The 24187-nt window shown below is 74.1% G+C and carries 28 protein-coding genes; 13 read left to right on the plus strand and 15 right to left on the minus strand.

From position 1 onward, the window contains the following. Nucleotides 1-40: 40 nt before the first annotated feature. A complete protein-coding gene (locus ACFSHS_RS09200) occupies nucleotides 41-1726 on the minus strand; it encodes a DNA repair helicase XPB (protein WP_376874330.1) in 1686 nt (561 codons plus the stop codon). A gap of 62 nt (nucleotides 1727-1788) precedes the next feature. Next, complete coding sequence (locus tag ACFSHS_RS09205; RefSeq protein WP_376874332.1) at nucleotides 1789-4050, minus strand: helicase-associated domain-containing protein; 2262 nt, start codon at nucleotides 4048-4050, stop codon at nucleotides 1789-1791. 64 nt (nucleotides 4051-4114) lie between these two features. On the opposite strand from ACFSHS_RS09205, the gene ACFSHS_RS09210 reads away from it, so the two are divergent. The 3 genes from ACFSHS_RS09210 (at nucleotide 4115) to ACFSHS_RS09220 (ending at nucleotide 6610) form a co-directional block, all read left to right on the plus strand. Beyond that, a complete protein-coding gene (locus tag ACFSHS_RS09210) occupies nucleotides 4115-4636 on the plus strand; it encodes a hypothetical protein (RefSeq protein WP_376874334.1) in 522 nt (173 codons plus the stop codon). A 97-nt stretch (nucleotides 4637-4733) separates the two neighbouring features. Beyond that, entirely contained in the window at nucleotides 4734-4958 is a 225-nt protein-coding gene (locus tag ACFSHS_RS09215) for a hypothetical protein (protein ID WP_376874336.1), read from the plus strand. Next, nucleotides 4955-6610 (plus strand): AMP-binding protein, encoded by a 1656-nt coding sequence (locus tag ACFSHS_RS09220; protein WP_376874338.1) that lies wholly within the window; start codon nucleotides 4955-4957, stop codon nucleotides 6608-6610. The genes ACFSHS_RS09215 and ACFSHS_RS09220 overlap by 4 nt, the downstream gene beginning before the upstream one ends. Nucleotides 6611-6667: 57 nt before the next feature. Here the strand turns inward: ACFSHS_RS09220 and ACFSHS_RS09225 are convergent, their stop codons facing one another. Beyond that, nucleotides 6668-7036, minus strand: a complete 369-nt coding sequence (locus ACFSHS_RS09225) for a hypothetical protein (RefSeq protein WP_376874340.1) — start codon at nucleotides 7034-7036, stop codon at nucleotides 6668-6670. A gap of 2 nt (nucleotides 7037-7038) precedes the next feature. Next, nucleotides 7039-7806: an endonuclease/exonuclease/phosphatase family protein gene (locus tag ACFSHS_RS09230; RefSeq protein WP_376874342.1), complete on the minus strand. Its 768-nt coding sequence runs from the start codon at nucleotides 7804-7806 to the stop codon at nucleotides 7039-7041. Nucleotides 7807-7883: 77 nt separating this feature from the next. Between ACFSHS_RS09230 and ACFSHS_RS09235 the strand changes: the two genes are divergently transcribed. After that, entirely contained in the window at nucleotides 7884-8450 is a 567-nt protein-coding gene (locus ACFSHS_RS09235; protein WP_376874344.1) for a nucleotidyltransferase family protein, read from the plus strand. A 289-nt stretch (nucleotides 8451-8739) separates the two neighbouring features. Here the strand turns inward: ACFSHS_RS09235 and ACFSHS_RS09240 are convergent, their stop codons facing one another. Both ACFSHS_RS09240 and ACFSHS_RS09245 read right to left on the minus strand, forming a co-directional pair. Further along, complete coding sequence (locus tag ACFSHS_RS09240) at nucleotides 8740-9069, minus strand: DUF202 domain-containing protein (RefSeq protein WP_376874346.1); 330 nt, start codon at nucleotides 9067-9069, stop codon at nucleotides 8740-8742. Beyond that, entirely contained in the window at nucleotides 9066-9425 is a 360-nt protein-coding gene (locus tag ACFSHS_RS09245) for a YidH family protein (RefSeq protein ID WP_376874348.1), read from the minus strand. Before ACFSHS_RS09245 ends, ACFSHS_RS09240 begins: the two co-directional genes overlap by 4 nt. 154 nt (nucleotides 9426-9579) lie before the next feature. Here ACFSHS_RS09245 and ACFSHS_RS22565 point away from each other — a divergent pair, with 154 nt between their 5' ends. Further along, nucleotides 9580-9975 carry a cold-shock protein gene (locus ACFSHS_RS22565; protein ID WP_458199606.1) on the plus strand — a complete coding sequence of 132 codons (396 nt, stop codon included), beginning with the start codon at nucleotides 9580-9582 and terminating at the stop codon, nucleotides 9973-9975. Nucleotides 9976-10031: 56 nt separating this feature from the next. Here ACFSHS_RS22565 and ACFSHS_RS09255 read toward each other — a convergent pair whose 3' ends face one another. Both ACFSHS_RS09255 and ACFSHS_RS09260 read right to left on the minus strand, forming a co-directional pair. Next, on the minus strand, nucleotides 10032-10514 hold the full coding sequence (locus tag ACFSHS_RS09255) for a DUF2771 family protein (RefSeq protein WP_376874350.1): 483 nt from the start codon (nucleotides 10512-10514) through the stop codon (nucleotides 10032-10034). Then, entirely contained in the window at nucleotides 10511-12067 is a 1557-nt protein-coding gene (locus tag ACFSHS_RS09260) for an MFS transporter (RefSeq protein ID WP_376874352.1), read from the minus strand. Before ACFSHS_RS09260 ends, ACFSHS_RS09255 begins: the two co-directional genes overlap by 4 nt. A gap of 72 nt (nucleotides 12068-12139) precedes the next feature. Between ACFSHS_RS09260 and ACFSHS_RS09265 the strand changes: the two genes are divergently transcribed. Continuing rightward, nucleotides 12140-12955: a DUF3027 domain-containing protein gene (locus ACFSHS_RS09265; RefSeq protein WP_376874354.1), complete on the plus strand. Its 816-nt coding sequence runs from the start codon at nucleotides 12140-12142 to the stop codon at nucleotides 12953-12955. A 66-nt stretch (nucleotides 12956-13021) separates the two neighbouring features. Here the strand turns inward: ACFSHS_RS09265 and ACFSHS_RS09270 are convergent, their stop codons facing one another. Beyond that, a complete protein-coding gene (locus tag ACFSHS_RS09270; protein WP_376874356.1) occupies nucleotides 13022-13261 on the minus strand; it encodes a DUF2530 domain-containing protein in 240 nt (79 codons plus the stop codon). A gap of 138 nt (nucleotides 13262-13399) precedes the next feature. Here ACFSHS_RS09270 and ACFSHS_RS09275 point away from each other — a divergent pair, with 138 nt between their 5' ends. From ACFSHS_RS09275 to thpR, 5 genes are all read left to right on the plus strand, one after another. Next, entirely contained in the window at nucleotides 13400-14950 is a 1551-nt protein-coding gene (locus ACFSHS_RS09275; protein ID WP_376874358.1) for an NCS2 family permease, read from the plus strand. Between the two features lie 39 nt (nucleotides 14951-14989). Beyond that, nucleotides 14990-15424 (plus strand): MarR family winged helix-turn-helix transcriptional regulator, encoded by a 435-nt coding sequence (locus tag ACFSHS_RS09280; protein ID WP_376874360.1) that lies wholly within the window; start codon nucleotides 14990-14992, stop codon nucleotides 15422-15424. Then, the gene (locus ACFSHS_RS09285; RefSeq protein WP_376874362.1) at nucleotides 15421-16824 is read left to right on the plus strand and encodes an MFS transporter; all 1404 of its coding nucleotides are present in this window, start codon (nucleotides 15421-15423) and stop codon (nucleotides 16822-16824) included. Before ACFSHS_RS09280 ends, ACFSHS_RS09285 begins: the two co-directional genes overlap by 4 nt. Nucleotides 16825-16888: 64 nt before the next feature. Then, complete coding sequence (locus tag ACFSHS_RS09290) at nucleotides 16889-17275, plus strand: hypothetical protein (protein WP_376874364.1); 387 nt, start codon at nucleotides 16889-16891, stop codon at nucleotides 17273-17275. A gap of 17 nt (nucleotides 17276-17292) precedes the next feature. After that, on the plus strand, nucleotides 17293-17850 hold the full coding sequence (gene thpR, locus ACFSHS_RS09295) for an RNA 2',3'-cyclic phosphodiesterase (protein ID WP_376875171.1): 558 nt from the start codon (nucleotides 17293-17295) through the stop codon (nucleotides 17848-17850). Between the two features lie 58 nt (nucleotides 17851-17908). Here thpR and ACFSHS_RS09300 read toward each other — a convergent pair whose 3' ends face one another. After that, nucleotides 17909-18877 (minus strand): aldo/keto reductase, encoded by a 969-nt coding sequence (locus ACFSHS_RS09300; protein WP_376874366.1) that lies wholly within the window; start codon nucleotides 18875-18877, stop codon nucleotides 17909-17911. Here ACFSHS_RS09300 and ACFSHS_RS09305 point away from each other — a divergent pair. Further along, complete coding sequence (locus ACFSHS_RS09305; RefSeq protein ID WP_376874368.1) at nucleotides 18876-19742, plus strand: thioesterase family protein; 867 nt, start codon at nucleotides 18876-18878, stop codon at nucleotides 19740-19742. The genes ACFSHS_RS09300 and ACFSHS_RS09305 overlap by 2 nt on opposite strands. Nucleotide 19743: 1 nt before the next feature. Here ACFSHS_RS09305 and ACFSHS_RS09310 read toward each other — a convergent pair whose 3' ends face one another. Genes ACFSHS_RS09310 through ACFSHS_RS09320 form a run of 3 tightly spaced genes read right to left on the minus strand, consistent with a single transcriptional unit; the run spans nucleotide 19744 to nucleotide 21907 of the window. Then, nucleotides 19744-20382, minus strand: coding sequence for a TetR/AcrR family transcriptional regulator (locus ACFSHS_RS09310; RefSeq protein ID WP_376874370.1), 639 nt, complete (start codon nucleotides 20380-20382; stop codon nucleotides 19744-19746). 11 nt (nucleotides 20383-20393) lie between these two features. Next, nucleotides 20394-21191, minus strand: coding sequence for an ABC transporter permease (locus ACFSHS_RS09315; protein WP_376874372.1), 798 nt, complete (start codon nucleotides 21189-21191; stop codon nucleotides 20394-20396). Then, complete coding sequence (locus ACFSHS_RS09320; RefSeq protein WP_376874374.1) at nucleotides 21188-21907, minus strand: ABC transporter ATP-binding protein; 720 nt, start codon at nucleotides 21905-21907, stop codon at nucleotides 21188-21190. The genes ACFSHS_RS09315 and ACFSHS_RS09320 overlap by 4 nt, the downstream gene beginning before the upstream one ends. A 190-nt stretch (nucleotides 21908-22097) precedes the next feature. Here ACFSHS_RS09320 and ACFSHS_RS09325 point away from each other — a divergent pair, with 190 nt between their 5' ends. Further along, nucleotides 22098-22904 (plus strand): TrmH family RNA methyltransferase, encoded by an 807-nt coding sequence (locus ACFSHS_RS09325; protein ID WP_376874376.1) that lies wholly within the window; start codon nucleotides 22098-22100, stop codon nucleotides 22902-22904. 60 nt (nucleotides 22905-22964) lie between these two features. Here ACFSHS_RS09325 and ACFSHS_RS09330 read toward each other — a convergent pair whose 3' ends face one another. Beyond that, nucleotides 22965-23438, minus strand: coding sequence for a YflT domain-containing protein (locus ACFSHS_RS09330; RefSeq protein WP_376874378.1), 474 nt, complete (start codon nucleotides 23436-23438; stop codon nucleotides 22965-22967). Nucleotides 23439-23520: 82 nt separating this feature from the next. Then, the gene (locus ACFSHS_RS09335; protein ID WP_376874380.1) at nucleotides 23521-24171 is read right to left on the minus strand and encodes a uridine kinase family protein; all 651 of its coding nucleotides are present in this window, start codon (nucleotides 24169-24171) and stop codon (nucleotides 23521-23523) included. Nucleotides 24172-24187 lie beyond the last annotated feature (16 nt).

A 24187-nucleotide genomic window follows, 5' to 3' on the forward strand; every position in this document is an offset into this window, starting at 1 on the left:
CATGGAAACCGGGCGTCAGCGCACACGCTGCGGCCGCGGCTCAGTCGGCGGGCTCGTCGACCCAGTCGGGACCGTTGACCTCGCCCGGTCCGGCGAGGTCGGCGGCGTCGACGATCGTGTACGCGTAGCCCTGCTCGGCGAGGAACCGCTGCCGGTGCGCGGCGTACTCGGCGTCGAGGGTGTCGCGGCTGACCACCGTGTAGAAGTGCGCCTGCCGGCCGTCCGCCTTGGGGCGCAACACCCGGCCGAGCCGCTGGGCCTCCTCCTGCCGGGAGCCGAAGGTTCCCGACACCTGGACGGCGACGGCGGCCTCGGGCAGGTCGATGGAGAAGTTCGCGACCTTGGAGACGACGAGGGTCGTGACCTCGCCGGCCCGGAAGGCGTCGAACAGCTTCTCCCGCTCCCGGTTGGTGGTCGACCCCTGGATCACCGGGGCGTCCAGCGCGGTGCCCAGCTCCTCCAGCTGGTCGAGGTACGCGCCGATCACCAGCTTCTGCTCGTCGGGGTGCCGGTCGAGCACGCGCCGGATCACCGGGAGCTTCGACTGCGCCGTCGCCGCGATCCGGTAGCGCTCCTCGGGCTCGGCGACGGCGTAGGTCATCCGCTCCTCGTCGTCGAGCGACACCCGCACCTCGATGCACTCGGCCGGCGCGATGTAGCCCTGGGCCTCGATGTCGCGCCAGGGGGCGTCGTAGCGCTTCGGGCCGATGAGGGAGAAGACGTCGTCCTCCCGGCCGTCCTCGCGCACGAGCGTGGCGGTGAGCCCCAGCCGGCGGCGCGACTGCAGGTCGGCGGTCAGCCGGAAGATCGGCGCGGGGAGCAGGTGCACCTCGTCGTAGACGATCAGGCCCCAGTCCTGCGCGTCGAAGAGGTCCAGGTGCCGGTACTCGCCCTTCCGGCGGGTGGTGATCACCTGGTAGGTCGCGATGGTGACCGGACGGATCTCCTTGCGCTCGCCCGAGTACTCGCCGATCTCGTCCTCGGTCAGCGATGTGCGCGCGATCAGCTCGCGCTTCCACTGCCGCCCGGCGACGGTGTTGGTCACCAGGATCAGCGTCGTCGCCTTCGCCTCGGCCATGGCCGCCGCGCCGACCAGCGTCTTGCCGGCACCACAGGGGAGGACGACGACGCCGGAGCCGCCCGCCCAGAAGCCCTCCACGGCTTCCTGCTGGTAGTCGCGCAGGTGCCAGCCGCTCTGGTCGAGCTCGATCGGGTGCGCGGCGCCGTCGACGTACCCGGCGAGGTCCTCGGCCGGCCAGCCGACCTTGAGCAGCGCCTGCTTGAGCCGGCCGCGCTCCGACGGGTGGACGACGATCGTGTCGTCGTCGATGCGCTGGCCCAGCATGGGCGCCACCCGCTTCGAGCGGATGACCTCCTCGAGCACGGCGCGGTCCGACGACGTGAGCACCAGCCCGTGCACCGGGTTGTTGGCCAGGGTGAGCCGCCCGAAGCGGTCCATCGTGTCGGCCACGTCGACCAGCAGCGCGTGCGGCACCGGATAGCGGGAGTACCGCACCAGCGCGTCGACGACCTGTTCGGCGTCGTGCCCGGCCGCGCGGGCGTTCCACAGCGCGAGCGGCGTGACGCGGTAGGTGTGCACGTGCTCCGGCGAGCGCTCCAGCTCGGCGAAGGGCGCGATCGCCGCGCGGCACTCACGCGCCAGCGGGTGGTCCACCTCCAGGAGCAGGGTCTTGTCCGACTGGACGATCAGGGGGCCGTCGGTCAACGGGGTGTGCCTTCCTGCGGGGGCAGCGGGCAGCCGGGGACGGCCGCTCGGACGTACTGGGATCAACCGCTGTCGGCGGCCGGAGCTTCCTCCTCGACCAGGGCCACGGAGGTGATCCGGTGCACGGCGAAGGTGCTGTTCTCGCCGCGACGCTCGTCGTACCCCTGGAGGAAACCACCCGCCAGTGACACGGGACGGACCACCCGCTGGCTGCCGCTGCCCTGGGCGTCGACGTAGCCGAGCCACACCGCCGCGCCCTCGCGGACGGCGCGGGACAGCAGCTCCAGCGTGCTCGCGGTGGTGACGCCGGGTACCTGACGGACGGCCTCGCCGCGGCGGGCCGACAGCGCGGCGTCCCCGGCCCGGATCTGCCGCACGGTGGCGCCGAGCTCGTCGGCGGTCAGCGGGCGGGGGGTGGGTGGGGAGTCGCTACCGGTCCGCCGGCCGAGGGCTCGGGGGCGGGCCGGGGGCCGGGTGAGGACGGCACCGCCGGCACGCTCGCCGGCCGGGGCGTAGCCGGCCTCCCGGAGCACGGTGAGCACCTCGTCGGCACCGAGTCCGCTGACCAGCACCCCGGGTGCCAGCCGGCGCAGCTCCGCCGACGCCGTCCGACGGTCGCTGAGCACCTGCGACAGCAGCCCGTGGTCGTCCGAGCGGACGTAGGACTCGATGGAGCCGACCCGCAGCCGCCCGTGCTGACGCGCCACGTCGTCGATCAGGTAGTCGAGGGCCTGCGGCACCGGGGTGCGCGAGGCCCGGGCGAAGAAGTCGTGCAGGTCCGACGCCGACCAGCCGGCGTCTAGCGCGCGCCGGACGCTGAGCTCCGAGACCCGGAAGACCGTCGCCCCGCCGGAGGACTCCACGTCGGCGACCACGGCGAGGGTGTCGGCGAGCTCGGCCACCAGCGGGCCCGGGGCGATCAGCGACAGGTCGGGCTGGGCGAGCACGTGGTCCACCGGATCGGGGAGCAAGCCGCGCATGCCGTCGGCCGCGCCGTCCTCGCCCTCCGCCAGCAGGCCACGCCCGGCGGTCGACAGCACCCCGCCGACCAGCACCCCGAGGCGCGCGGCCTCCTCGAGCATGCCGGGAACCGGGGCCAGTCGGTCGGCCCGGCGGGGCGTGCGCCAGCGGAGCAGCGCCACCAGGTCGTCGGGAGCCAGGCCCGAGCCGGGTGGGTACTCGGCGAGGACGGTGAGCGCCGACCTGCGGATCGCCGGCGCGGTGTGCCGGGTCAGGTCGGGCGAGAGCGGGTTGACGGCCTTGCCGGCGACGTCCCGCTGCCCGACGAGCGACGGCAGCCGGACGCCGCCCAGCCAGCCGGCGGCCAGCAGCGCCCAGCGATCGGCGAGGTCCTGCTCGCGCCAGACGTCGTAGGCGCGGGTGGGCAGCCACTCGTCGCGGTGCGGTCCGCCGACGTCGAGCAGCCCGGTGGCATAGGCCAGCTCCAGCAGCCACGCCGCCTCGGGTTCGCCCACGTGCAGCACCCGGGCCAGCCGCTTCTGGTCCCGGACGCCGACCCCGCCGCTGCGCAGCAGCCCCGCGGGCTCCTCCTCGAGCAGGGCGAGCAGCTCGCCGATCCTGCCGACGGTCTCCAGCGCCGCCCCGGCCGCCCGCCGGTCCACCGACTGCTGCTCACGCGTGTCCACCGCCGGCTCCGGCCGCAGCCGGGGCAGGCCGTAGGGCCGGTCGCCGCGCAGGTGCAGCCCGATCTCGCGCGGCAGCTCGACGTTGAGGGCGTCGATCCGGGCCAGGAGCCCGCGCTGCAGCAGGCGCCGGGCAGGGGTGGGTGTGCCGGACGGCGAGTCGGGCAGATGACCCACCGGGCGCTCGCCGGCGAGCCGCTCCAGCACCTCCCGCTCCTCCGGCGCGAGCTCGCCGATGGTGGCCCCGAGGTCGGCGGGCAGCTGCACCCGCAGCTCGGGAGCCCGCCGGCCCAGACCGGCGGGGTAGCGGACGGCGCGGCGGACCGGGTCGGGGGCGTGCAGCACGTCGTCGCCCCACAGCAGGGCGCGGGTGGTGAGCCGCTCGAGTGCCGCCGCCAGGACGTCGTCGGGCAACCCGGGCAGCGCGGCGATCAGCTCGTCGGGCGCCACGCCGTCGCCCGGCGCGAGCAGCACGACGTCGAGCACCTGCAGCGTGGCGGCGTCCAGCTCGTCGAGGGCGCGGTCGACCGAGACCGGGACGGCGAGCCGGCTGGCCAGTGCCACCAGATCGGAGGGCGCCGGCCGGGCGACGTCGGGGCGGGCCGCCAGCAGCGCGCTCAGCTGCTCGTCGCTGCGGGTGCGCAGCCAGGCGGCCAGCGTCGCGGGGGCTTCCGTGGGCATCCGGTCCACGCTACGTCGTGGCGGCAAGGTCGTCCCCGCGGGCGGGCGCTGGCAGCATGGCCGGGTGCTGCCGGCAGGGGACCACCCCCACACCCGCACGGCCCTGGCCGCCCACCAGGCCGGCGCCCTGCGCTGGCTCGGCGGGGGAGCCATCGCCGTCGTCCTCGGGGTGCTGCTCGGGGTGGCCGCCGTGGCGCTGGCCGGCAGCGGACGGCGGGTCCCGCTGCTGGGGATCGTCGTCGTGGTGCTCGTGCTCCTCGGGGCTGCCGGCGTCGTCGCCGGGGCCGGTGCCCTGCTGCGCACGTACCGCTGGCGGCGGGCGCTGGCCGGCACGCCGTGGCGGAGGGGGCGCCTGCGCATCGCGGGGCCCGCGGTCATCGCGTTCGAGCCGGAGGGCTTCGACGAGCTCGACCCGGATCAGGAACCTGTGCGGCTGCAGCTGCTGAGCACGGCGGTCTGGCGGACGCGCACCGTCCAGGGCCTGAACGGGGCCGAGGTGTGGGCCGCCCCGGTCGGCGGTCCGCAGTGGGTCCTCACCGCCGACGGTCTGCCGACCCTGTTCGGCGCGCGCATGGTCCGGCGGTGACGGGCGCACGGGTGGAGAGTGCGTGCGCGCCGGGTATGGCGTCGGCGAGAATGAACCCCGACGTGCACCGTGTGGTGCACCTGGACACGGAGGCGAGATGGCCAAGCGCAACGAGAAGCACGCGCACCTGGTGGAACCGACCTGGGGGCAGTCCGACGACGGCGGCCCGCCGCTGACCGAGCTCTCCGCCTCGGTGGCCGGCCCGCTCTCGCCCTTCGGTGAGGACCACAGCTTCCCGCTGCCGGTGGAAAGCCTGCGGTACGCCCATCCGACCGACAAGCCCAACCGGGCCGGCGTCCAGCTGGCGGAGAACCGGCGGTGACCGCGCCCGCGCTGCCGTCCTACAGCAACGGAACCTCCACGGTTCCCCTGCTGGGCGACACGATCGGGGCCAATCTCGATCGGACGGCAGCGCGGGTGGGCGACCACGAGGCGCTGGTCGACTGCGCCACCGGGCGCCGCTTCACCTACCCGGAGCTGGTCGCCGAGGTGGACGCCTGCGCGGTCGGCCTCGACGCGCTGGGCGTGCAGAAGGGCGACCGGGTCGGCATCTGGGCGCCCAACTGCGCCGAGTGGGTGTTCGTCCAGTACGGGACGGCGAAGCTCGGCGCGATCCTGGTCAACATCAACCCGGCCTACCGCACGCACGAGCTGGCCTACGTGCTGACGCAGGCCGGCATCTCGGTGCTGGTCAGCGCGCCGGAGTTCAGGACCAGCGACTACCGCGCCATGGTGGACGAGGTCCGCGACGACTGCCCCGACCTCCGCGAGCTGGTCTTCCTCGGCTCACCGGAGTGGCAGGAGCTCATGGCCACGGGGCGGGCCGCGGACCACGGGCTGCTGGCGGAGCGCGAGCGGCAGCTGTCGGCCGACGACCCGATCAACATCCAGTACACGTCCGGGACGACGGGCTTCCCCAAGGGCGCCACGCTCACCCATCACAACCTGCTCAACAACGGCTTCTTCGTCGGCGAGGGCTGCGGGTACACCGAGGCCGACCGCGTCTGCATCCCGGTGCCCTACTACCACTGCTTCGGCATGGGCATGGGCAACCTCGGCGCCACCTCGCACGGCGCGACGATGGTCATCCCGGCGCCGGGCTTCGACGCGGCGCTGACGCTGCGGGCGGTGCAGGACGAGCGCTGCACGTCGCTGTACGGCGTCCCGACGATGTTCATCGCGGAGCTGGCGCTGCCGGACTTCGCCTCCTACGACCTGTCGTCGCTGCGGACCGGGATCATGGCCGGCTCGCCGTGCCCGGTCGAGGTGATGAAGCGGGTCGTGGACGAGATGGGCATGACCGAGGTGACCATCTGCTACGGGATGACCGAGACCTCACCGGTGTCCACCCAGACCGGCGCCGACGACGACCTCGACCGGCGCACGTCGACGGTCGGGCGGGTGCACCCGCACCTGGAGGTGAAGATCGTCGATCCCGAGACCGGCCTGACCGTGCCGCGCGGGACGCCGGGGGAGTTCTGCACCCGCGGCTACTCGGTGATGCTCGGCTACTGGAACGAGCCCGAGAAGACCGCCGAGGTGATCGACCGCGCCCGGTGGATGCACACCGGTGACCTCGCGGTCATGGACGCCGAGGGCTACCTCAACATCGTCGGCCGCATCAAGGACATGGTCATCCGCGGCGGGGAGAACGTCTATCCGCGGGAGATCGAGGAGTTCCTCTACACCCACCCCGACATCGTCGACGCCCAGGTGATCGGGGTGCCCGACGAGCGCTACGGCGAGGAGCTCATGGCGTGGGTGCGGCTGCGCGAGGGCGCCGAGCCGCTGACCGCCGAGGCGCTGCGCGAGTTCTGCGCCGGCAAGCTGGCCCACTACAAGGTGCCGCGCTACGTCAAGGTCGTCGACGCGTTCCCGATGACGGTCACGGGCAAGGTGCGCAAGGTCGAGATGCGAGAGGCGTCGGTCGAGGAGCTGGGTCTGCAGTCCGCCGCGGCGGTCAAGAGCGCCTGAGAAAGGACCCCCTGCCCCCCACCACTCGCACGCTCGCGGCGGGACCCTGCAGGAGGCCTAGACCTTGGCCTTGGCGGCGGGGGTCAGGCGGACGAGCAGCTTCGAGGCGAGGTTGCCCACGACCACCCAGATGAGCGCGGCGAGTCCGTCGTTGATCGCCTCGGCGATCCTGGGGTCCGACGGCGCGAAGAGGTCCTCGGTGAACCAGCCGAAGGTGTCGCGCACGTCGGCGGTGACCTGCACCAGCGGGTTCGCGGGGTTGGCCTCGAACAGGACGAAGACGGCGTGGACCACGATCAGTGCGGCGATCACCGAGCACACGACCCGCACGATCGTGGCGAGGAGCGTGAACACGCGAGCTGCACCCATGTCGGCCATGCCCGCATCGTGGCGCAGCGGCGCGGGGTACGCGAGTCGTCGGGTCACGGTCAGATCGGCCCGCAGGGGACCACCAGGGCCCGGTGGTCCGACAGCGGCAGCCGGACCGCCTCCGCCGGCCCGGTGGCGGCCAGCCGGCCGCGCACCAGCACGTGGTCCAGCTGCCGGCGCGGCCGGTGGGCGGGGAACGTCTCGCCGGACGCGATCGGGCGGAGTCCGCTGAGCCGGGCCGCCGCCGCCTGCTGCATGTTGAGGTCGCCGATGACCGCGATGGGCTCGCGCGTGCCGGTGAGCGAGCGCACCAGCCGGCGCAGCTGGAAGCCGTTCCACCCGGGCACGAAGGACAGGTGGGTGTTGCAGACGGTGAACGGGCCGAACGGACCCTCCAGGACGGCGGCCACCGCGACCCTCGGCTCGTCCCTGGCCACGAAGAAGCGGCGGTTCAGCGACGACCACAGCGGGACGCCGACCGTCAGCGGGGGCAGCCGCACGACCTGCCAGGACACCACCGGGTACCGCGACAGCAGCGCGATCCCGTAGCTGGCCGAGCCCGGCTGCTCGTCTCCCGTGGCGGCCATCCAGGTTTGTCCCGGTGTTCCCGAGAGGGCGGCCACGAACTGCGAGTCGACGGCGCCCATGGCCTCCGCCGCGACCGCGGTGAGGTCCGCGCCCAGCGAACGGGGCTGGTCCCGGTCGACCTCCTGCAGACCGAGGACGTCGGCGTCCAGGCTCTTGACCGCGTCGGCCAGGCGGTCGACGTCGACGCGTCCGTCCTCCATGGAGCGCCCGTGCAGGATGTTGAAGGTGGCGATGCGCACGGGTGCCCTGTGCCCCGAGCGCGCCGGTTCTACCGTTCGCGTGCGTGCCGTCCGTCGTCCCGGGTAGCAGGACCGGCGTGCAGCCATCGGAACGGGACGAGATCCGTGACCTCCTGAAGCGGACGGCCGTCGCGCTCAAGGAGGGCGACGTGCCGTTCGCGCTCTGCGGCGGCTACGCGGCCTGGGTCCGCGGTGCGCCCGAGCCCGACCACGACGCCGACTTCCTGGTCCTGGCGTCGGAGGCCGAGCGGGCCGCGAAGGTGCTGGCCGACGCCGGTCTGCAGGTCGAGGACCCGGCCGAGGACTGGCTGGTCAAGGTGGTCAGCGGCGGATCGTTCGTCGACGTCCTGTGGCGCACCTGCGGGCACCCGGTCGAGAGCGACCTGATCGAACGGTCCGAGGTCCTGCCCGTCCTCTCGGTGCAGATGCCGGTGCTGCAGGCCACCGACATCGTCATCACCAAGCTGATGGCGCTCGACGAGCACTACTGCGACTTCTCCCGGATGCTCCCCGTCGCGCGGGCACTGCGCGAGCAGGTCGACTGGGCGGAGGTGCGGCGCTCGGTCGAGGACAACCCCTTCGCTGCGGTGTTCCTGGAGCTGCTGGACCGGCTGGACGTGGTGCCGAGGACCAGCGCGGCCTGAGCTCGGGCGGTCCATCGATAGCGGTAGCCGCGCGTGGGGGCCGCGGCTCGTGGAGAGGCGCCGGAGGCATCCGGCTGCCTCTCGGCCGCGCCGGGGAGACGCACCGTCATCGGCGCGCTCGCGACCGTGATCAGCACCGGGCATCCATGGCGGTCCGGCGGTCCGCCCGCACGTGACCGACGGCTCGGGCTGCTGCGGGGCTCTCCGAGCGGGGCCCGACCCGTCGGGATCGCGTGGATGGTGGACCTCTCCCAGCCGGCGCGCCGACCGGTTCCGCCGACGCCCCGGGTCAGCCGGGCATGAGCACGGCGAGGGCCGCCACGGTGGCGGTGAGCAGGACGGTCGCCGTCACCCCGGCGATCAGCCGTGGCGCGGTCACGCCGGTCCCCGCGACCACGCGCCGGCGGACGTCGCGGTACCGCACGGGCGCCAGCGCGCCGAGGACGGCGAGGCCGAGGAGGGCCGCGACCCCGGCGAGGACGAGCAGGACCCGGCCCTCCTCCTCGACCGCGCGGTGACCGAGCAGCCCGGCCACCGCCATGACGCCGAGGCCGGTGCGCTGCCAGGCCAGCGCCGTCCGCTCCGGCTGCGTCTCTCCCGGCGTCCTGGCCGTCCTCACCGTCCGAGGACCTCGACACCGACCAGGACCACCACCACCACGACCACGGCGGCGACCGCGGCGGCGACCGTGGGCATCAGCCAGCTGGCCGGCAGCGGCCGGTCGGCCGCGATGGCCATCTCGTTGGCCCGCCAGCGCCGGTAGCCGGCCAGGGCGGTGCCCAGCCCGGTCAGGACCAGCCCCAGCGCCACCACCGCGCTGCCCCAGCGGACCCCGAGGTCAGGGGCGTAGGTCGCCACCGCGACACCGCCGGCCACCAGCGCCAGCCCGGTGCGCAGCCACGCCAGCAGGGTGCGCTCGTTGGCCAGCGTGAACCGGTAGTCGGGGTGGTCGGTGGTGTCCTGGGGTGGGGCCACGGGCGCCAGGCTAGGGCGGCGCGGTGCCCGACACGGAACGGCGGGTCCCCGGTACGGGTGAGGCGGCTAACCTGTCGGGCGAGCGGACTGTGCGCCGCCGTCGTCCCCCCGGCCCCCGTGCCGGACCCGGAAGCGAGCAACCGAGGGATCCAACGTGCCCACCGGCAAGGTCAAGTGGTTCAACCCGGAGAAGGGTTTCGGCTTCCTCGCGCGCGAGGACGGCCCGGACGTCTTCGTGCACAAGGACGCCCTCCCGGCCGGGACGTCGGAGCTCAAGCCCGGTCAGCGGGTGGAGTTCGGCATCGTCGCCGGACGGCGCGGTGACCAGGCGTTGCAGGTGCGGATCCTCGACCCGCTCCCCTCGGTCGCCGCCACCGTGGCCGCCAAGAGCCGGAAGAAGCCCGACGAGCTGGTGCCGATCATCGAGGACCTGATCAAGCTGCTCGACGACGTCGGCGAGGGGCTGCGCCACGGCCGGCACCCCGACCGGGCGGAGTCGCGCAAGGTGGCCTCGGTCCTGCGCGCGGTCGCCACCGACCTGGAGGCCTGAGGAAGGCCCCGTCCTCCCCACCGCTCGCACGCTCGCGATGAGCCCCTGGACCGGGCCTAACCGGCCGGCGGGGCGCTCGACGAGGACGGACCGCCCACGTCACCGCCCGCACGCAGGAAGCCGACCGGCCAGGCTCCGGAGAAGCCCTCGCAGTCGCCGCCCTTGTCCTCGACGACGACGAGGTAGAAGGCGGGCGGGACCACGTCGCTGGTGGTGATCTCCTCGAACACCCGCTCCCCGGCGGGGACGTCGACGTCACCGAGCAGTTCCTCGAGCTGCTCGTCGAAGACCTGCACGCTCCAGCCGCGCTCCGCGACGGCCTCCGGGACGGTCAGGGAGATCGTGGCCTCGGGGGAGACCTCGACGATCGGCGGGGTGACGTCGTAGCGCTGCCCCTCGCCGTCCAGGCAGTACTGCACCGGGCGGACCGACAGCTCCTGGGCGCCGACCTCGACCCCCACGTCCGGGGGCCCGGCGGGCTCAGCGCTCCCGCAGCCGGCCAGCACGAGCAGCAGCAGGACGGCGGCGGGCCTGCTCACGCCCACGCGCCCCCCACCGGGGTCGTGGGAGCGTCGTCGGGGGAGACCGCCGCAGCCCGCACCGGGCGCCTCCCGCGCCACAGGCTCCAGACGACGAGCCCGACCGCCAGGCCCAGCAACGACGCCGCCACGGTGAACCCGAGCCAGCCCGTGGGCGGCAGCGCGATGCCCAGCGCGCCACCGACCACCCAGGCCATCTGCAGCCACGTCTCGGAGCGGGCGAACGCCGAGGCCCGCAGGCTCTCGGGCACCTCGCGCTGGATGATGGCGTCGAGCGACACCTTGCCCAGGGCGTTGGTCACCGCCGCCACACCGGCGACCACGGCCGCCATCGTGAAGCTGTAGAACACCGCCGCCAGCACGGTGATGGCCGCCGCTGTGGCGGCCGAGACGAGGACCAGCCGGTCGGGTGCCGCCGTGTGCATGCGGGATCCGATCGCCGTCCCGGCGAAGCTGCCCAGCCCCGCGGCGGCGGCGATCGCGCCCAGCGCCAGGGTCGCCTCCCAGCCGTCGTCGAAGGTGGCCTGCACCAGGAAGGCGGTGAAGATGGTGAGGAATCCGCCCAGTCCCCGCAGCGCCGCGTTGGCCCGCAGGGCCAGGACGACGTGCGGGCTCACGCGGCGCCGCCCGCTGCCCACCGGGATCTCCGCGGTGGTGAGGACGTCCGCGGCCACCTCGCCGGTCGGGACGTCGACGTGCGGGGGCAGTCGCACGGCCAGCACCCCGGCGACCCCGAACACCGCCGCCGTGGCCCCGAGCTCCCACCCGAACCCGAGCACCGCCGCGACGCCGGCGGCCAGGCCCCCCGCGATGCCCGCCGTCACCAGGCCGAACACCGACAGCCGCGCGTTCGCCGAGGTGAGCGACATGGCCGAGGGCAGCACGCGCGGGACGACGGCGGCGCGCAGCACGTTGTGCGCCTTCGAGAGCACGAGCACGCCCAGTGCGGCCGGGTACAGCCAGAAGTCGTCGAAGTGCCGGATCATCACGACGGCGAGCAGGGCCCGGCCCAGGTGGCTGGCGGCCAGGGCCCAGCGGCGGCCGCGCTGCAGCCGGTCCAGCGCCGGCCCGATGACCGGAGCGAGCACCGCGAACGGAGCCATCGTGACCAGCAGGTAGAGGGCGACGTTGCTCCGTTGCGCGTCCGTCGTGGCGGCGAAGAACAACGTGCCGGCCAGGGAGACGGCGATCATCGCGTCGCCGGCCATGTGCAGGGCGTTGACCCACAGCAGCTGGGTCAGCCCGCTCTCGCCCGCGCCGTCGGCCCGGCTGGCCGCGCGGACCCGCCGGGCCGCCGCGGCGGTGAGCTCCCGCGACCGGGCGGCGGCCACCCTGGTGACGGTCAGCTTCCGCGGGCCGGCCGGGGGAGCGGGCTCCGGGATGACCGTCGTGGGCCGCTCGTCCCCGGTGGCGCCGGCCGCGGGTGTCGGGCGGGTCGCCGGCCGCGGGACACCGAGGGGTGTGGTGTCGGCCCGGTCCGGCCGGGCCGGCCCGGTGCGGGCCCCCGAGCGCACGCGCCGGCCGGTGCCGGGCGGACGACGGGAGGCGGGCACGCCACCATCGTGCCGCACGGACCTCGGCGGGTGGTGGGTCACGGAGGTGGACGCGTCAGGGACAATGGCGGGGTGACCGAGTCCTCCGTTCCTGCCCGGTCCGACTCCGCGCCCGCCGATCCCCTGGCCGCTGCGGTCGGGCAGGCCCGTGCCGCCGCCGTCGAGACCGCCGGCGACCCCGATCTCGTCGGCGACCACCTGGGCGCGACACGGGAGCCCGCGGAGCCCACCGTCGACGGCGTCGCGGTCGAGGACCTCGGCGAGGTGCTCACGCACACCTTCGCCAGCCGGCTGCCCGGCTACGTCGGCTGGCACTGGGCGGTCACCCTCGCCCGGGTGCCCGGCGAGGATGCGGTCACCGTCGACGAGGTCGTCCTCCTGCCCGGCGACTCCGCGCTCCTGGCCCCAGCCTGGGTGCCGTGGCACGAGCGGCTGCGCCCGGGTGACCTATCCGTCGGTGACGTGCTCCCGTCCACGGAGGACGATCCGCGCCTGGTGCCGGCCTACCTGGTGCAGGACGACTCGGCCGAGGACCCGGAGGGGCGTGTCGTCGCCGAGGAGCTGGCCCTGGGGCGCGAGCGGGTCATGTCCGCCGAGGGCCGCAGCGAGGCCGTCGGCCGCTGGGCGGCCGGTGAGTTCGGCCCCGGTGCGCCGATGGCCCGGCAGGCGCCCGGTCCCTGCTCGACCTGCGGGTTCTACCTGCCCCTGGCCGGTTCGCTGCGGCAGCGGGTCGGTGCCTGCGGCAACGTCTACTCCCCGGCCGACGGCCGGGTGGTCGCGGCCGACTACGGCTGTGGCGCGCACAGCCAGGCGACCCTCCTCGCCGACGAGGCCACCGAGGTGGTGCGCACGGCGCGCTACGACACCGGCGCCTTCGACGTCCTGTAGCAGGGCCGCCATTCCTGCCCACCCTTCGCCCGCTCGGGGCGGGCCCCTGGAAGGGGCCGCTCCCGGTCAGCCGCGGCGCTTTTCCTCCTGGCGGCGGCGCAGCTGGCCCTGCAGCTTCATGATCCACAGGCCGAGGAGGCCCAGGCCGACGGCCGCCAGGCAGGTCCAGGTCCACATCCGGTCCACCCGCTCCCCGAGGAGCAGCAGGACGACGAGGGCCAGCGCCCAGAGCCCGATGCCGACCAGCACGACGCGGGCACTGTCCACCTGCAGCGGCGGTGGTGCCTGCTTCGTCGGATGACGCACAGTGCGACCTTAGGACTCGCGCGGCCGCGGCCGGTCACCGACCGCCCTGCCGGGGGCGGGCATCGGGGCTGCAGGAACGATCATGTGGCACGCTGTCGCCGCTCGTCGCCAGCAACCGCAGCGTCCCGGGGAGTCCCCATGCCCGACAAGTCCCGTCCCACGCCGGGTTCCACCCCGGCGCGTGCCGCGTCCGGCGGAGACGGCGGGACGCCGGCCGACGTGCTGGCCGGCGCGCAGGGCGGCCCCCGGCGCAGCGCGGGCCCGCAGGTGCGGCCGAGGAACGGGTTCGACCGGTTCTTCGAGATCAGCGCCCGGCGGTCGACCGTGGCCCGGGAACTGCGCGGCGGGCTGACCACCTTCTTCACGATGGCCTACATCGTGGTGCTCAACCCGATCATCCTGTCGGGCGCCGACGTGGACGGGAACACCCTGCCGTTCGGGTCCGTCGCCGCCGTGACCGCGCTGGTCGCCGGCGTCATGACCCTGCTCATGGGGGTCGTCGGCAGGTACCCGTTCGCGCTGGCGACCGGGCTCGGCATCAACGCGATCGTGGCGGTGTTCGCCGCCACCCAGCTCTCCTGGCCGGAGATCATGGGCCTGGTCGTGCTCGAGGGCCTCCTCATCACGGTGCTGGTGCTCACCGGCTTCCGGCGCGCGGTCTTCGAGGCCATCCCGCCGCAGCTGAAGACGGCCATCGCCGTCGGCATCGGCTTCTTCCTGACGATCATCGGTCTGGTGGACGCCGGGTTCATCCGGCGCGCCCAGGAGGGTGTCGTCCCGATCTCGTTCGGCATCAACGGCCAGCTGGCCGGTTGGCCGCTCCTCGTCTTCGTGGTGGGGGTCCTGCTCACCAGCGTCCTCGTCGTCCGTCGGGTCAAGGGCGCCCTGCTCATCGGCATCGTCGTCTCGACCGTGCTCGCGATCATCGTGGAGGCGATCGCCGACATCGGGCCGACGTTCACCGACGACGGCATCAACCCGCGCGGGTGGGCGCTGCAGGTGCCGACCCTGCCCGAGGAGGTCGTGGCGACTCCCGACCTGTCGCTGATCGGGAACTTCTCGCTGTTCGGCGGCTTCGAGCGGATCGGCGTCATCGCGGCCCTGCTCATCGTCTTCTCGATCATGATCGCCGACTTCTTCGACACGGTCGGCACCGTCACCGCCGTCGGCGCCGAGGGCGACCTGCTCGACGAGAACCGCAACCTGCCCAGGTCGCAGCCGGTGCTCCTCGTGGACTCGCTGGCCGCCGCGGCCGGCGGCGCGGCCAGCGTCTCGTCGAACACCACCTACATCGAGAGCGCCTCCGGTGTCGCCGACGGCGCCCGCACGGGCCTGGCCAGCATCGCGACCGGAACCCTCTTCCTCGTCGCCATGTTCTTCAGCCCGCTGGTGCAGATCGTGCCCTCGGAGGCCGCCGCGCCCGCGCTGGTCATCGTCGGCGCGCTGATGATCGCCCAGATCAGGCACCTGGTCTGGGACGACATGTCGCTGGTCATCCCCGCCTTCCTGACCATCGCCCTGATGCCGTTCACCTACTCGATCACCAACGGCATCGGCGCCGGCGTCATCAGCTACGTGCTGCTGCGCGCCGCGGTCGGCCGGGTGCGCGAGGTGCACCCGCTCATGTGGGTCATCTCGGTGATGTTCCTGGTGTACTTCGCCCTGGAGCCCCTGCAGCAGCTGTTCTGAGAGCTGGCTGACCTAAGCTGGCACCGTGATCGGGGCATCGTGAGCCGGACGACGCTGGACACCGCGGCGCTCGCCCACGACCTCCGGCTGGCGGTCATGCGCTTCTCCCGGCGGCTGCGCAGCCAGCGGGTCGACACCTCGGTCACGCTCACCCACCTGGCCGCGCTGTCGACGCTCCAGCGCAACGGGCCGATGAGCCCGGGGGAGCTGGCCGCCCACGAGCGCGTCCAGCCGCCGTCGATGACCCGGGTGATCGTGGCCCTGGAGGGCATGGGGCTGGTCACCCGCACCCCGCACCCGACCGACGGGCGCCAGGTGATCATCGGGCTGACCCCGGCGGCGGACGAGCTGCTGTCGGCCGAGGCACGAGCGCGGGAGGCGTGGCTGAGCAGCCGGCTGCAGGAGTTGACCGCCGAGGAGCGGGCGGCGCTCCGTGAGGCCGCGGAGATCATGGAGAAGCTCGCCGGTGGGTGACCCGCACGAGCGCTGACACGAGCACTGACCAGACGGAGTCCCAGGACCACGGCACGGGACCGTTCCGGGCGCTCCGGGTCCGGAACTTCCGCATCTACGCGTCGGCCAACCTGGTCAGCCTCACCGGCACCTGGATGCAGCGCATCGGGCAGGACTGGCTGGTCCTGCAGCTCTCCGATGACAACGGGGTCGCGCTCGGCCTGATCACGGCCCTGCAGTTCGGCCCGACGCTCATGCTGAGCATGTACGGCGGGGTCCTCGCCGACCGCTACGCCAAACGGCGGCTGCTCCTGGTCACCCAGTCGCTGATGGGCCTCCTCGCGCTGGTGCTGGCGATCCTCGTGGCCACCGGCGGGGTGGCGCTCTGGCACGTGTTCGCCCTTGCCGGCGGCCTGGGCGCGGTCTCGGCCGTCGACGCGCCCGTCCGGCAGGCGTTCGTCTCGGAGATGGTGGGACCGGCCCTGCTCACGAACGCCGTGAGCCTCAACTCGACCATCTTCAACGGGGCCCGGCTCGTCGGGCCCGCGCTGGCGGGTCTGCTGATCGGCGCGGCGTCCGGCAACACCGCGCCGGCGTTCTTCGTCAACGCGGCCAGCTTCGCGTTCACGATCGCCGCCCTCGCCGGGATGCGGGCCGGGGAACTGCGGCCCAGCCCTCCGGTCGCTCGGGCCCGGGGCCAGCTGCGGGCCGGCCTGTCCTACACCTGGGCGCATCCGGACCTGGTCCTGGCGATGGCACTCGCCCTCGTCGTGGGCACGTTCGGGTTCAACTACCAGGTCACGATCGCCCTGATGGCGCGGGAGGTCTTCGACCTCGGCGCCGAGGCGTTCGGGCTGCTCTCGACCGCCTTCGCGGTCGGCTCGCTCACCGGGGCGCTGCTGTCCACCCGGCGCAGCGTCCGCCCGCGGCAGCGCTTCCTGGTGATCTCGGTCGTCGTCTTCGGGCTGCTCACGGTGATCTCCGGGCTGATGCCCGGTTACCTGTCCTTCGCCGTCATGCTGGTCCCGACGGGGGCGGCGGCGCTGATCTTCAGCGTGGCCAACAACAGCTTCGTGCAGCTCGGCGTGGACCCGCAGATGCGCGGGCGGGTCATGGCGCTCTACTTCATGTGCTTCATGGGCGGCACTCCGGTGGGGGCGCCGTTGATCGGCTGGATCGCCGAGCACCTCGGCGCTCCCTGGGGGCTGATCCTGGGCGGCGCCGTCTGCGTGGTCGCGGGCCTGGGCGCCGCGGCGTGGCTGGCCCGGGGACGCCGCGTCCGCCTCGAGGCCGGCGTCGCGCCGCCACGGCTGCGGCTGCGCGTGGGGGCGCCGGGCACCCGGGTGCGGTCGGCGCGGCTGCGGGCGGCCGAGGAGGCCGCAGCCGACCGCGCAACGGGACAGCGGGTCCTGGGCGGCTGAGATCCGCCGAGGACCGGCGGGCGGAGTACCGTCGCGGCATCCCTCACCGGTGCGGGAGGCGGGCATGCACGTCCCACTGCTGCAGATCGGCGGCACGGTCGCCGTCATCGCCGCGCTGATCGCCTGGACCGGCCCCGTCGTCCGCTGGATCCGGCGGGCCTCAGGACGCCGGCGGGCCGCACGCCACCCCGCCCCGGGGCGTCGTCCGCTCCAGGTCGTCGCCGCCGACGTCCGCCGCCTCGGTCGCTCGCTCGCCCTGGTGCCCGCCGGGTCGCCGATGGCCCGCCGCCGCGCGCTGGCCGCCGCCTACGACGACGTGCTCGTCGAGGCGGCCGACCTGCTCGAGGTGCCGCACGAGCTGCGGACGACGCCCGAGGGGCCGGCGCGGGACCTGGAGCGGCTGCGGCTGCTCGCCTCCCTGGAGGGGGCCGGCCTGGCGGTGCGGCACTGAGCCCGGCCGGTCGCCGGCTGTTCTTCGCGATCGATCCGCCGGAGGCCGCGCGGGCCGACCTGTCCGCGGCCCTGGAGCCCTTGCGGGAGACGCCGGGCGCGCCGCGGTGGAGCGCGCCGCACCGGTGGCACCTCACGCTGCTCTTCCTCGGTGCGGTGCCCGAGCAGCGCGTGCCGCGGCTGGTCGCCGCGGCCGCGCCGGCGGTCGCGAGCGCACCGCCCATGACGCTGCGGTTGGCCGGAGGCGGGCGGTTCGGCTCGCTGCGTCGCCCGCAGGTGGCCTGGGCCGGTGTGGACGGCGACGTGGTCCCGCTCACCGCGCTGGCCGCCCGCCTGGCCGCCGCGGCTCGCTCGCTCCGGCTGCCGGTGGAGGACCGGCCGTTCCGTGCGCACCTGACGCTGGGCCGGTGGCGCCCCCGGCAGCCCGCCGACGGCAGCGTGACCGACCGGCTGGCCGGCTACCGAGGGCCCACCTGGCCCGTGACCGAGGTGCGCCTGCTCGAGAGCCACCTCGGCCCGGCGCCCACCTACGACACCGTCGCCGCCTGGCCGGTCGGGAGTTCCCACCCGAGTTGACCATCGGCAGGTGGTCGGCGCCATCGGCGTGCCGGCCAGCCATCTGCCGATGATCGACTCACCAGGCGTACTCCATGGGCGCCGGCCGGTAGCCCGGGAAGATCTCGTCGAGGCGGGTGAGCTGCTCCTCGTCGAGCGCCACGTGCAGCGCCCGCAGGCTGCCCTCGAACTGCTCCACCGTGCGAGGGCCGACGATCGGCGCGGTCACCGCCGGCTGGTGCAGCAGCCAGGCCAGCCCGACGTCGGCCGGAGGCCGGCCGATCTGCCGGCAGAAGGCCTCGTACTGCTCCAGTGCCCGGCGGTGGCGCTCCACCCGCCGCTGGTTGCGGTCCTCGCTGCGCCGGGTGCCCTCGGGCCTCTCCAGCACGCCCGCCAGCAGTCCGCCGGCCAGCGGGCTCCAGGGGATGATGCCGATGCCGTAGTGCTGGGCGGCCGGCAGCACCTCGAGCTCCACGTGCCGCGTGAGCAGGTTGTAGTGCGACTGCTCGCTGACCAGGCCCTGGAAGTTGCGGCGGGCCGCCGCCTCGTTGGCCGCCGCCAGCTGCCACCCCGCGTGGTTGGACGACCCGACGTAGAGCACCTTGCCCTGCCCGACCAGCGTCTCGCAGGCCTGCCAGATCTCCTCCCACGGCGTGCGCAGGTCGACGTGGTGGAACTGGTACAGGTCGATCCACTCGGTGCGCATCCGCCGCAGCGACGCCTCGCAGGCCCGGACGATGTTGCGGGCGGAGAGGAACGTGTCGTTGGGCCAGTCCGACATCCCGCCGTAGACCTTGGTGGCCAGCACCGTCCTGTCCCGCCGCTCCCCACCCTGGGCGAACCAGCGGCCCAGCACCTCCTCGGTGCGGCCCTTGCCGGCGTCGAAGCCGTAGACGTTCGCGGTGTCGAAGAAGTTGATCCCCTCGGCGAGCGCGCGATCCATGATCGCGTGGGAGTCGGATTCCTCGGTCTTCCAGCCGAAGTTCATGGTGCCCAGGCACAGCCGGGAGACCGAGAGACCGCTGCGGCCGAGGTGCCTGTACTCCATGAGAATCCACCCTGGCACCCTGATCGCCGTGCCGCAGACCGATCCCTCGCCCACCCGTCCGGCCACCGCATTCGACGCCGCCACCGCCGTCCGCCGCACCGAGGGTGGGGGGCTCGTCGCCGACCTCGACCCGGGCTGGGACGTGGGCGGAGGCATCCTCAACGGCGGCTACCTGCTGTCGGTGGTGGGCCGGGCCGCGGTCATGGAGAGCGCGCACGCCCACCCGGTGGCGTTGTCGGCCAGCTACCTGCGGGCACCGGCTTCCGGTCCGGCGGCGCTCACCGTCGTGCCGGGCCCGGCCGGGCGCACCCTGGCGCACGCGCTGATCACGCTCGCCGACACCGACGGCCCGGCGCTGACGGTGCAGGCGACGACGGCGACGCTCGGTTCGGCTCCCTCCGACTACAGCTCCCCGATGCCGGACGTGCCGTCGGTGGCGGAGTGCTTCTCCCTCGCCGAGCACCGCGACCTCGCGCCCCCCGGTGTGCAGGTGCCGGGCCTGTCGCTGCGCGTCGACACGCGCCTGGACCTCGCCACCGCGGGCTGGGCGTTCGGGCAGCCCTCCGGGGAGCCGGTGCTGCGGGCCTGGATGCGGCTCGCCGACGGCCGGGAGCCCGACCCGCTGGCGCTGCTGACCTTCGCCGACGCGCTGCCGCCGACCAGCTTCGCGATGGGGAACCTCGGATGGGCGCCCACCGTGCAGCTGCAGGTGCTCGTCCGTGCGATCCCCGCGCCCGGCTGGTGCCTGGTGGAGGCCAGGTCCAGCGAGATCGCCGGCGGCTGGGTGGACGAGGACTACCGCATCTGGGACTCGACCGGCCGGCTGGTCGCCCAGAGCCGCCAGCTCGCCCGAGCCCCGCGCTGACTCACCGGCGGGGGAGCTCCACCTCGCCGGTCAGGTAACGCTGCACCGTGGGGCCGATCGCGGCGACGAGGGACTCGTGCGAGGCCGAGGCCAGCGGCTCCACCCGGAGCACGTACCGGCCCATGACCAGCCCGATCATCTGCGAGGCCACCAACGAGCCACGGGCGTCGCGCTCCTCGTCCGGGTAGCCCAGGGAGCCCACGACCCGACGGACGACCCTCGCGACGAGGAACTCGCGCAGGAGCTTCGCCGTCCACTCGTTGCCGACCGCCGACCGGATGAGGGCCAGGCCGGCGGGGCGGGCGGGCCCGTCCCACACCGTCAGCAGCATCCGGACCGCGTTGGCCCCCAGGTTGTCCCGTCCACCGGCCAGCACGGTCGGCAGGAGTTCGTCGGGATCGACGGGGGCTTCCACGGCGGCGAGGAAGAGCTTGTCCTTGCTGCCGAAGTAGTGGTGGACGAGTGCGGGGTCGACGCCGGCGGCGGTCGCGATCCCGCGGATCGTCGCGCCGTCGAACCCCCGTTCGCCGAAGGCCGCGCGGGCCGCGGCGAGCACCGACTCGCGGGTGTCGGGGTTGCCCGGACGGCGTCCGGTCGGCCGGGCGCGACGTCGCCCGGCCGACCGGTCCGGCCTGCCCACCTGCTCGGTGCTCAGCTGGTCCTCCTCCGCAGCGTGGCCGCGGCCAGCGCGAGGGCCAGCAGTGCGGCGCCGGCGACGATGCCGATGTCCCGCCACATGATGCCGGTCTCCGCGGCGGACCTGCCGACCTCCTGGAGAGCCTCGACGGCGTAGGTCAAGGGGAGCACATCGCTGATCGCCTGCAGCCAGCCGGCCATCTGCTCGCGCGGGACGAGCAGCCCGCAGAGGAAGAACTGCGGCAGGACGATGACCGGCATGAACTGCACCGCCTGGAACTCGCTGCGGGCGAACGCGCTGGCCAGCAGGCCCAGGGCCACGCCCAGGACGGCGTCGACGACGGCGATGAGGACGACCAGCCAGATCGACCCCGCCACGTCGAGGCCGTAGACGGTCGTCGCCACGGTGACGGTGACCAGGGCCTGCAGGGCGGCCATGAGACCGAACGCCAACCCGTAGCCGAGCAGCAGGTCCAGCCTGGCCAGGGGAGTGGTCAGCAGCCGCTCGAGGGTGCCCGAGGTGCGCTCACGCAGCATCGCGATGCTGGTGACCAGGAACATCACCACGAACGGGAAGATCCCGAGCATGGTCAGCCCCACCCGGTCGAAGGTGCTCGGCTGGCCCGGGAGCGTCGGCAGGTCCTTCCACAGCAGGTAGAGGAGGCCCAGCAGCAGGCTGGGCAGGACCAGCATCATCGCGATGGTGCGGTGGTCGTGCCGCAGCTGGCGCAGCACCCGCCCCGCGGTGGTCGCGGTGAGCCGGGGGCTCAGGTGCCCGGGCGAGACCGGGCGCTGGATCGTCGGGGCGGTCATGCCGCCACCTCCTCTCGGGCACGGACCAGGTTGAGGAATGCCTCTTCCAGGTCGTCGGACCGTCCGTCGGCGCGCAGCTGCGCCGGTGTGGAGTCGGCGATCAGGTCGCCGTCGCGGAGCAGGAGCAGCCGGTCGCAGCGGCCGGCCTCGTCCATCACGTGGCTGGAGACGATGAGCGTCGTCCCGGCCGCGGCCAGCGCGTGGAACCGCTCCCAGAGCTCGACCCGCAGCACCGGGTCCAGGCCCACGGTCGGCTCGTCCAGCACGAGCACCTCGGGGCTGCCGACCAGGGCGCACGCCAGGGAGGCCCGGCCCCGCTGCCCGCCCGAGAGGTCGCGGACCAGCTGGCCGGCGGCGTCGGAGAGGCCGACGTCGGCGACGGCGGCGTCCGCCTCCCGGGCGCCCATGCCGTAGAGGGACGCGAAGTAGCGGGCGTTCTCCCGCACGGTCAGGTCGTCGTAGACGCTCGGTGCCTGGGTGACGTAGCCGACCCGGCTGCGGAGGCCGGGCGAGCCTGCGGGTTCGCCCAGCACGGTGACCTCGCCGGAGCGGACCACCTGCACCCCCACCAGCGCGCGCATGAGGGTCGTCTTCCCGCTGCCGCTGGGGCCGAGCAGGCCGGTCACCTGCCCGGCGGGGACCGTGAAGGTCAGCCCCGGCAGCACGCGGCGCCTGCCGCGATCGACGACGAGATCTGTGACGGTGACGGCGTCCATGGCCTGCCTCCGGAACTCAACGAATGATGAACTCAACGATAGATGAGTTCCGCGGCGATCGTCAACGGAGTCGAAGGTCCCGGTGTCCAGAGCCGCCGCGCGACCACGAGAGCCGCCGCGCACGGTGGCCCTCGTGGTCGCAGAGCGGCTCCGGCGGGGCGGTCGCCAGGCGCCGGGCAGAATCGAGGCCGTGTCCGCGCCCGTCCTCGTCACCGATCCGCAGGATCCGCGGGTGGCCGACTTCCGGAACCTCAAGGACGGCGACCGGCCCGTCGGCACACCCCGCGGCACCGGCCCCGTCATCGTCGAGGGCGTGCCTGCGGTGCAGCGGCTGCTCGCGTCGCCGTACCGGGTGCGGGCGGTGTTCGGGGTCCCCGGGCGCGTGGCCGCCCTCGACCTGCCGGAGGGGATGCCGGCGTACGAGGCCGACAAGTGGGTGCTGTCGGAGGTCATCGGCTTCCGGCTCACCCGGGGGGTCGTGGCCTCGGCCGACCGCCGTCCGCCGGCCGACGTCGGGGACCTGCTGGCCGGTCCGGACCCCGCGGCGCCGCGCCGACTCGCCGTCCTCGAGGCGCTCAACGACGCCGAGAACCTGGGCTCGATCGCCCGGTCGGCCGTCGCGCTCGGCATCCACGGGCTCCTGCTGGACCCGCGCTGCGCGGATCCGCTCTACCGGCGGGCGGTACGGGTCTCCATGGGGCACGTGCTCGGGCTGCCCTTCGCCGTCCTGCCCGAGTGGCCGGCCGGTCTCGACCGGCTGCACGAGGCCGGGTACACGACCGTGGCCCTCACCCCGGCCGCCGACGCCGTGGACCTCGGGGGCCTCGACCCGGTGGCGCACCCCCGGACGGCGGTGCTCCTCGGCGCGGAGGGCCCCGGCCTCACCCGGGAGGCGCAGCAGGCCGCCCGGGTCCGGGCGCGCATCCCCATGCGCCCGGGCGTCGACTCCCTGGGTGTCGCGGCCGCGGCCGCGATCGCCTTCGCGACCCTCCGCTGACGGCCCCTCGCAGGGTCCCGCCGCGCCCCTGCGAGCGGTGCGGGGCGAGGGGGTCCGGTTTCAGCCGCGCAGGGAGAAGCGCGCCAGGTGGGCGCGGGCGTCCTCGGCGTGCGCCGGGGCGCACATGACGTCGTACCGACCGGCGACGATCGTGTTGGTGCTGGTGAAGTCCCGGCGTCCCTGCGTGGCGGCGTAGCCGATGGCACCGAAGATCGCCCCGAACACGAGCCCGATGAGCAGGCCGGTGAGCACTGATCCGATCCACTGGCTGCCGTCGGTGGAGAAGATCCCGAGCAGCAGGCCGACGAACAGACCCCACCAGGCCCCGCCCGCGGCACCGGCGGCGACGGCGCGGCCCATGGTCAGCCGGCCGGTGACCTTCTCGATCATCCGCAGGTCCGAACCGATGATCGTGACGTTCTCGACCGGGAACTTCTGGTCGGAGAGGTAGTCGACCGCGGCCTGCGCCTGCTCGTAGCTGTCGTAGGAACCGACCTGGACACCGCCCAGCGGCATCGACACGGATGCGGACATGCTCACTCCTGATCCTCGAGGGCGAGAGAGGACCTACCCCGCCGACCTGGTCGAACACGTCGGACGGGTCACTCGCGGGCGGTCACGGGAGCAGCGGGCCGGTGGCGACGACGAGCTCCGTGTCCGGATCGTGCGGCAGCACCGGCGACCCGGCGACGATGACGTCGGCGCGCTCCCACGGCCGCTCGTCGGCGAGGAACGGACGTTCCTCGGCCGCCCACTCGGCCCACAGGTCGGCCGCCTGCGAATCGCCGCCGTCCCGGTCGATCCCTCGTCGCTCGGCCAGCTCGATGTCGCACTGCACCCAGATCACGGCGTCGACCAGGTCGCGCAGGTCCCGTCGTGCGATCCCGACGCCCTCGACGAGTACCAGCGGGCACCCGCTCGGGACGTCGATCGAGCCGGGGCGCCCCCGTTCGTCCCATGCGGGAGGCCGATAGCGGACCCGCCGCCCTTGCCGTGCCGGTTCCAGGACCCCCACCCGAAGGAGGTCGGCCCAGTCGAAGAACGAGTGGTGCCAGGCGACGTCGTCGGTGTGCAGCACCACCGACCGGCGCACGAGTGCGGCCACTCTGCCGGCCACCGTGGTCTTCCCGCTGGCGCTGCGCCCGTCCACCGCCACCACCCGGGGGCGCGATGGCTGGCCGGGATGAGCGGCGACGAGCCGGATCACGGCGTCGATGGGCTCCACCCGCCACGAGCCGACGCCCGGCTCCTCCCGAGGAAGGGTCATCCGCACTCCCCGAGCA

This window comes from Blastococcus deserti (assembly GCF_042682525.1).
Taxonomy (GTDB): domain Bacteria; phylum Actinomycetota; class Actinomycetes; order Mycobacteriales; family Geodermatophilaceae; genus Blastococcus_B; species Blastococcus_B deserti.

Excerpts from the sequence above, each read along its gene's own strand:
- ACFSHS_RS09290 (WP_376874364.1), top strand. The coding sequence starts at position 16,889 with ATGCACGTCCCACTGCTGCAGATCGGCGGCACGGTCGCCGTCATCGCC.
- ACFSHS_RS09305 (WP_376874368.1), top strand. The coding sequence starts at position 18,876 with ATGAGAATCCACCCTGGCACCCTGATCGCCGTGCCGCAGACCGATCCC.
- ACFSHS_RS09335 (WP_376874380.1), bottom strand. The coding sequence starts at position 24,171 with ATGACCCTTCCTCGGGAGGAGCCGGGCGTCGGCTCGTGGCGGGTGGAG.
- ACFSHS_RS09330 (WP_376874378.1), bottom strand. The coding sequence starts at position 23,438 with ATGTCCGCATCCGTGTCGATGCCGCTGGGCGGTGTCCAGGTCGGTTCC.
- ACFSHS_RS09320 (WP_376874374.1), bottom strand. The coding sequence starts at position 21,907 with ATGGACGCCGTCACCGTCACAGATCTCGTCGTCGATCGCGGCAGGCGC.
- ACFSHS_RS09205 (WP_376874332.1), bottom strand. The coding sequence starts at position 4,050 with ATGCCCACGGAAGCCCCCGCGACGCTGGCCGCCTGGCTGCGCACCCGC.
- ACFSHS_RS09275 (WP_376874358.1), top strand. The coding sequence starts at position 13,400 with ATGCCCGACAAGTCCCGTCCCACGCCGGGTTCCACCCCGGCGCGTGCC.
- ACFSHS_RS09300 (WP_376874366.1), bottom strand. The coding sequence starts at position 18,877 with ATGGAGTACAGGCACCTCGGCCGCAGCGGTCTCTCGGTCTCCCGGCTG.
- ACFSHS_RS09315 (WP_376874372.1), bottom strand. The coding sequence starts at position 21,191 with ATGACCGCCCCGACGATCCAGCGCCCGGTCTCGCCCGGGCACCTGAGC.
- ACFSHS_RS09215 (WP_376874336.1), top strand. The coding sequence starts at position 4,734 with ATGGCCAAGCGCAACGAGAAGCACGCGCACCTGGTGGAACCGACCTGG.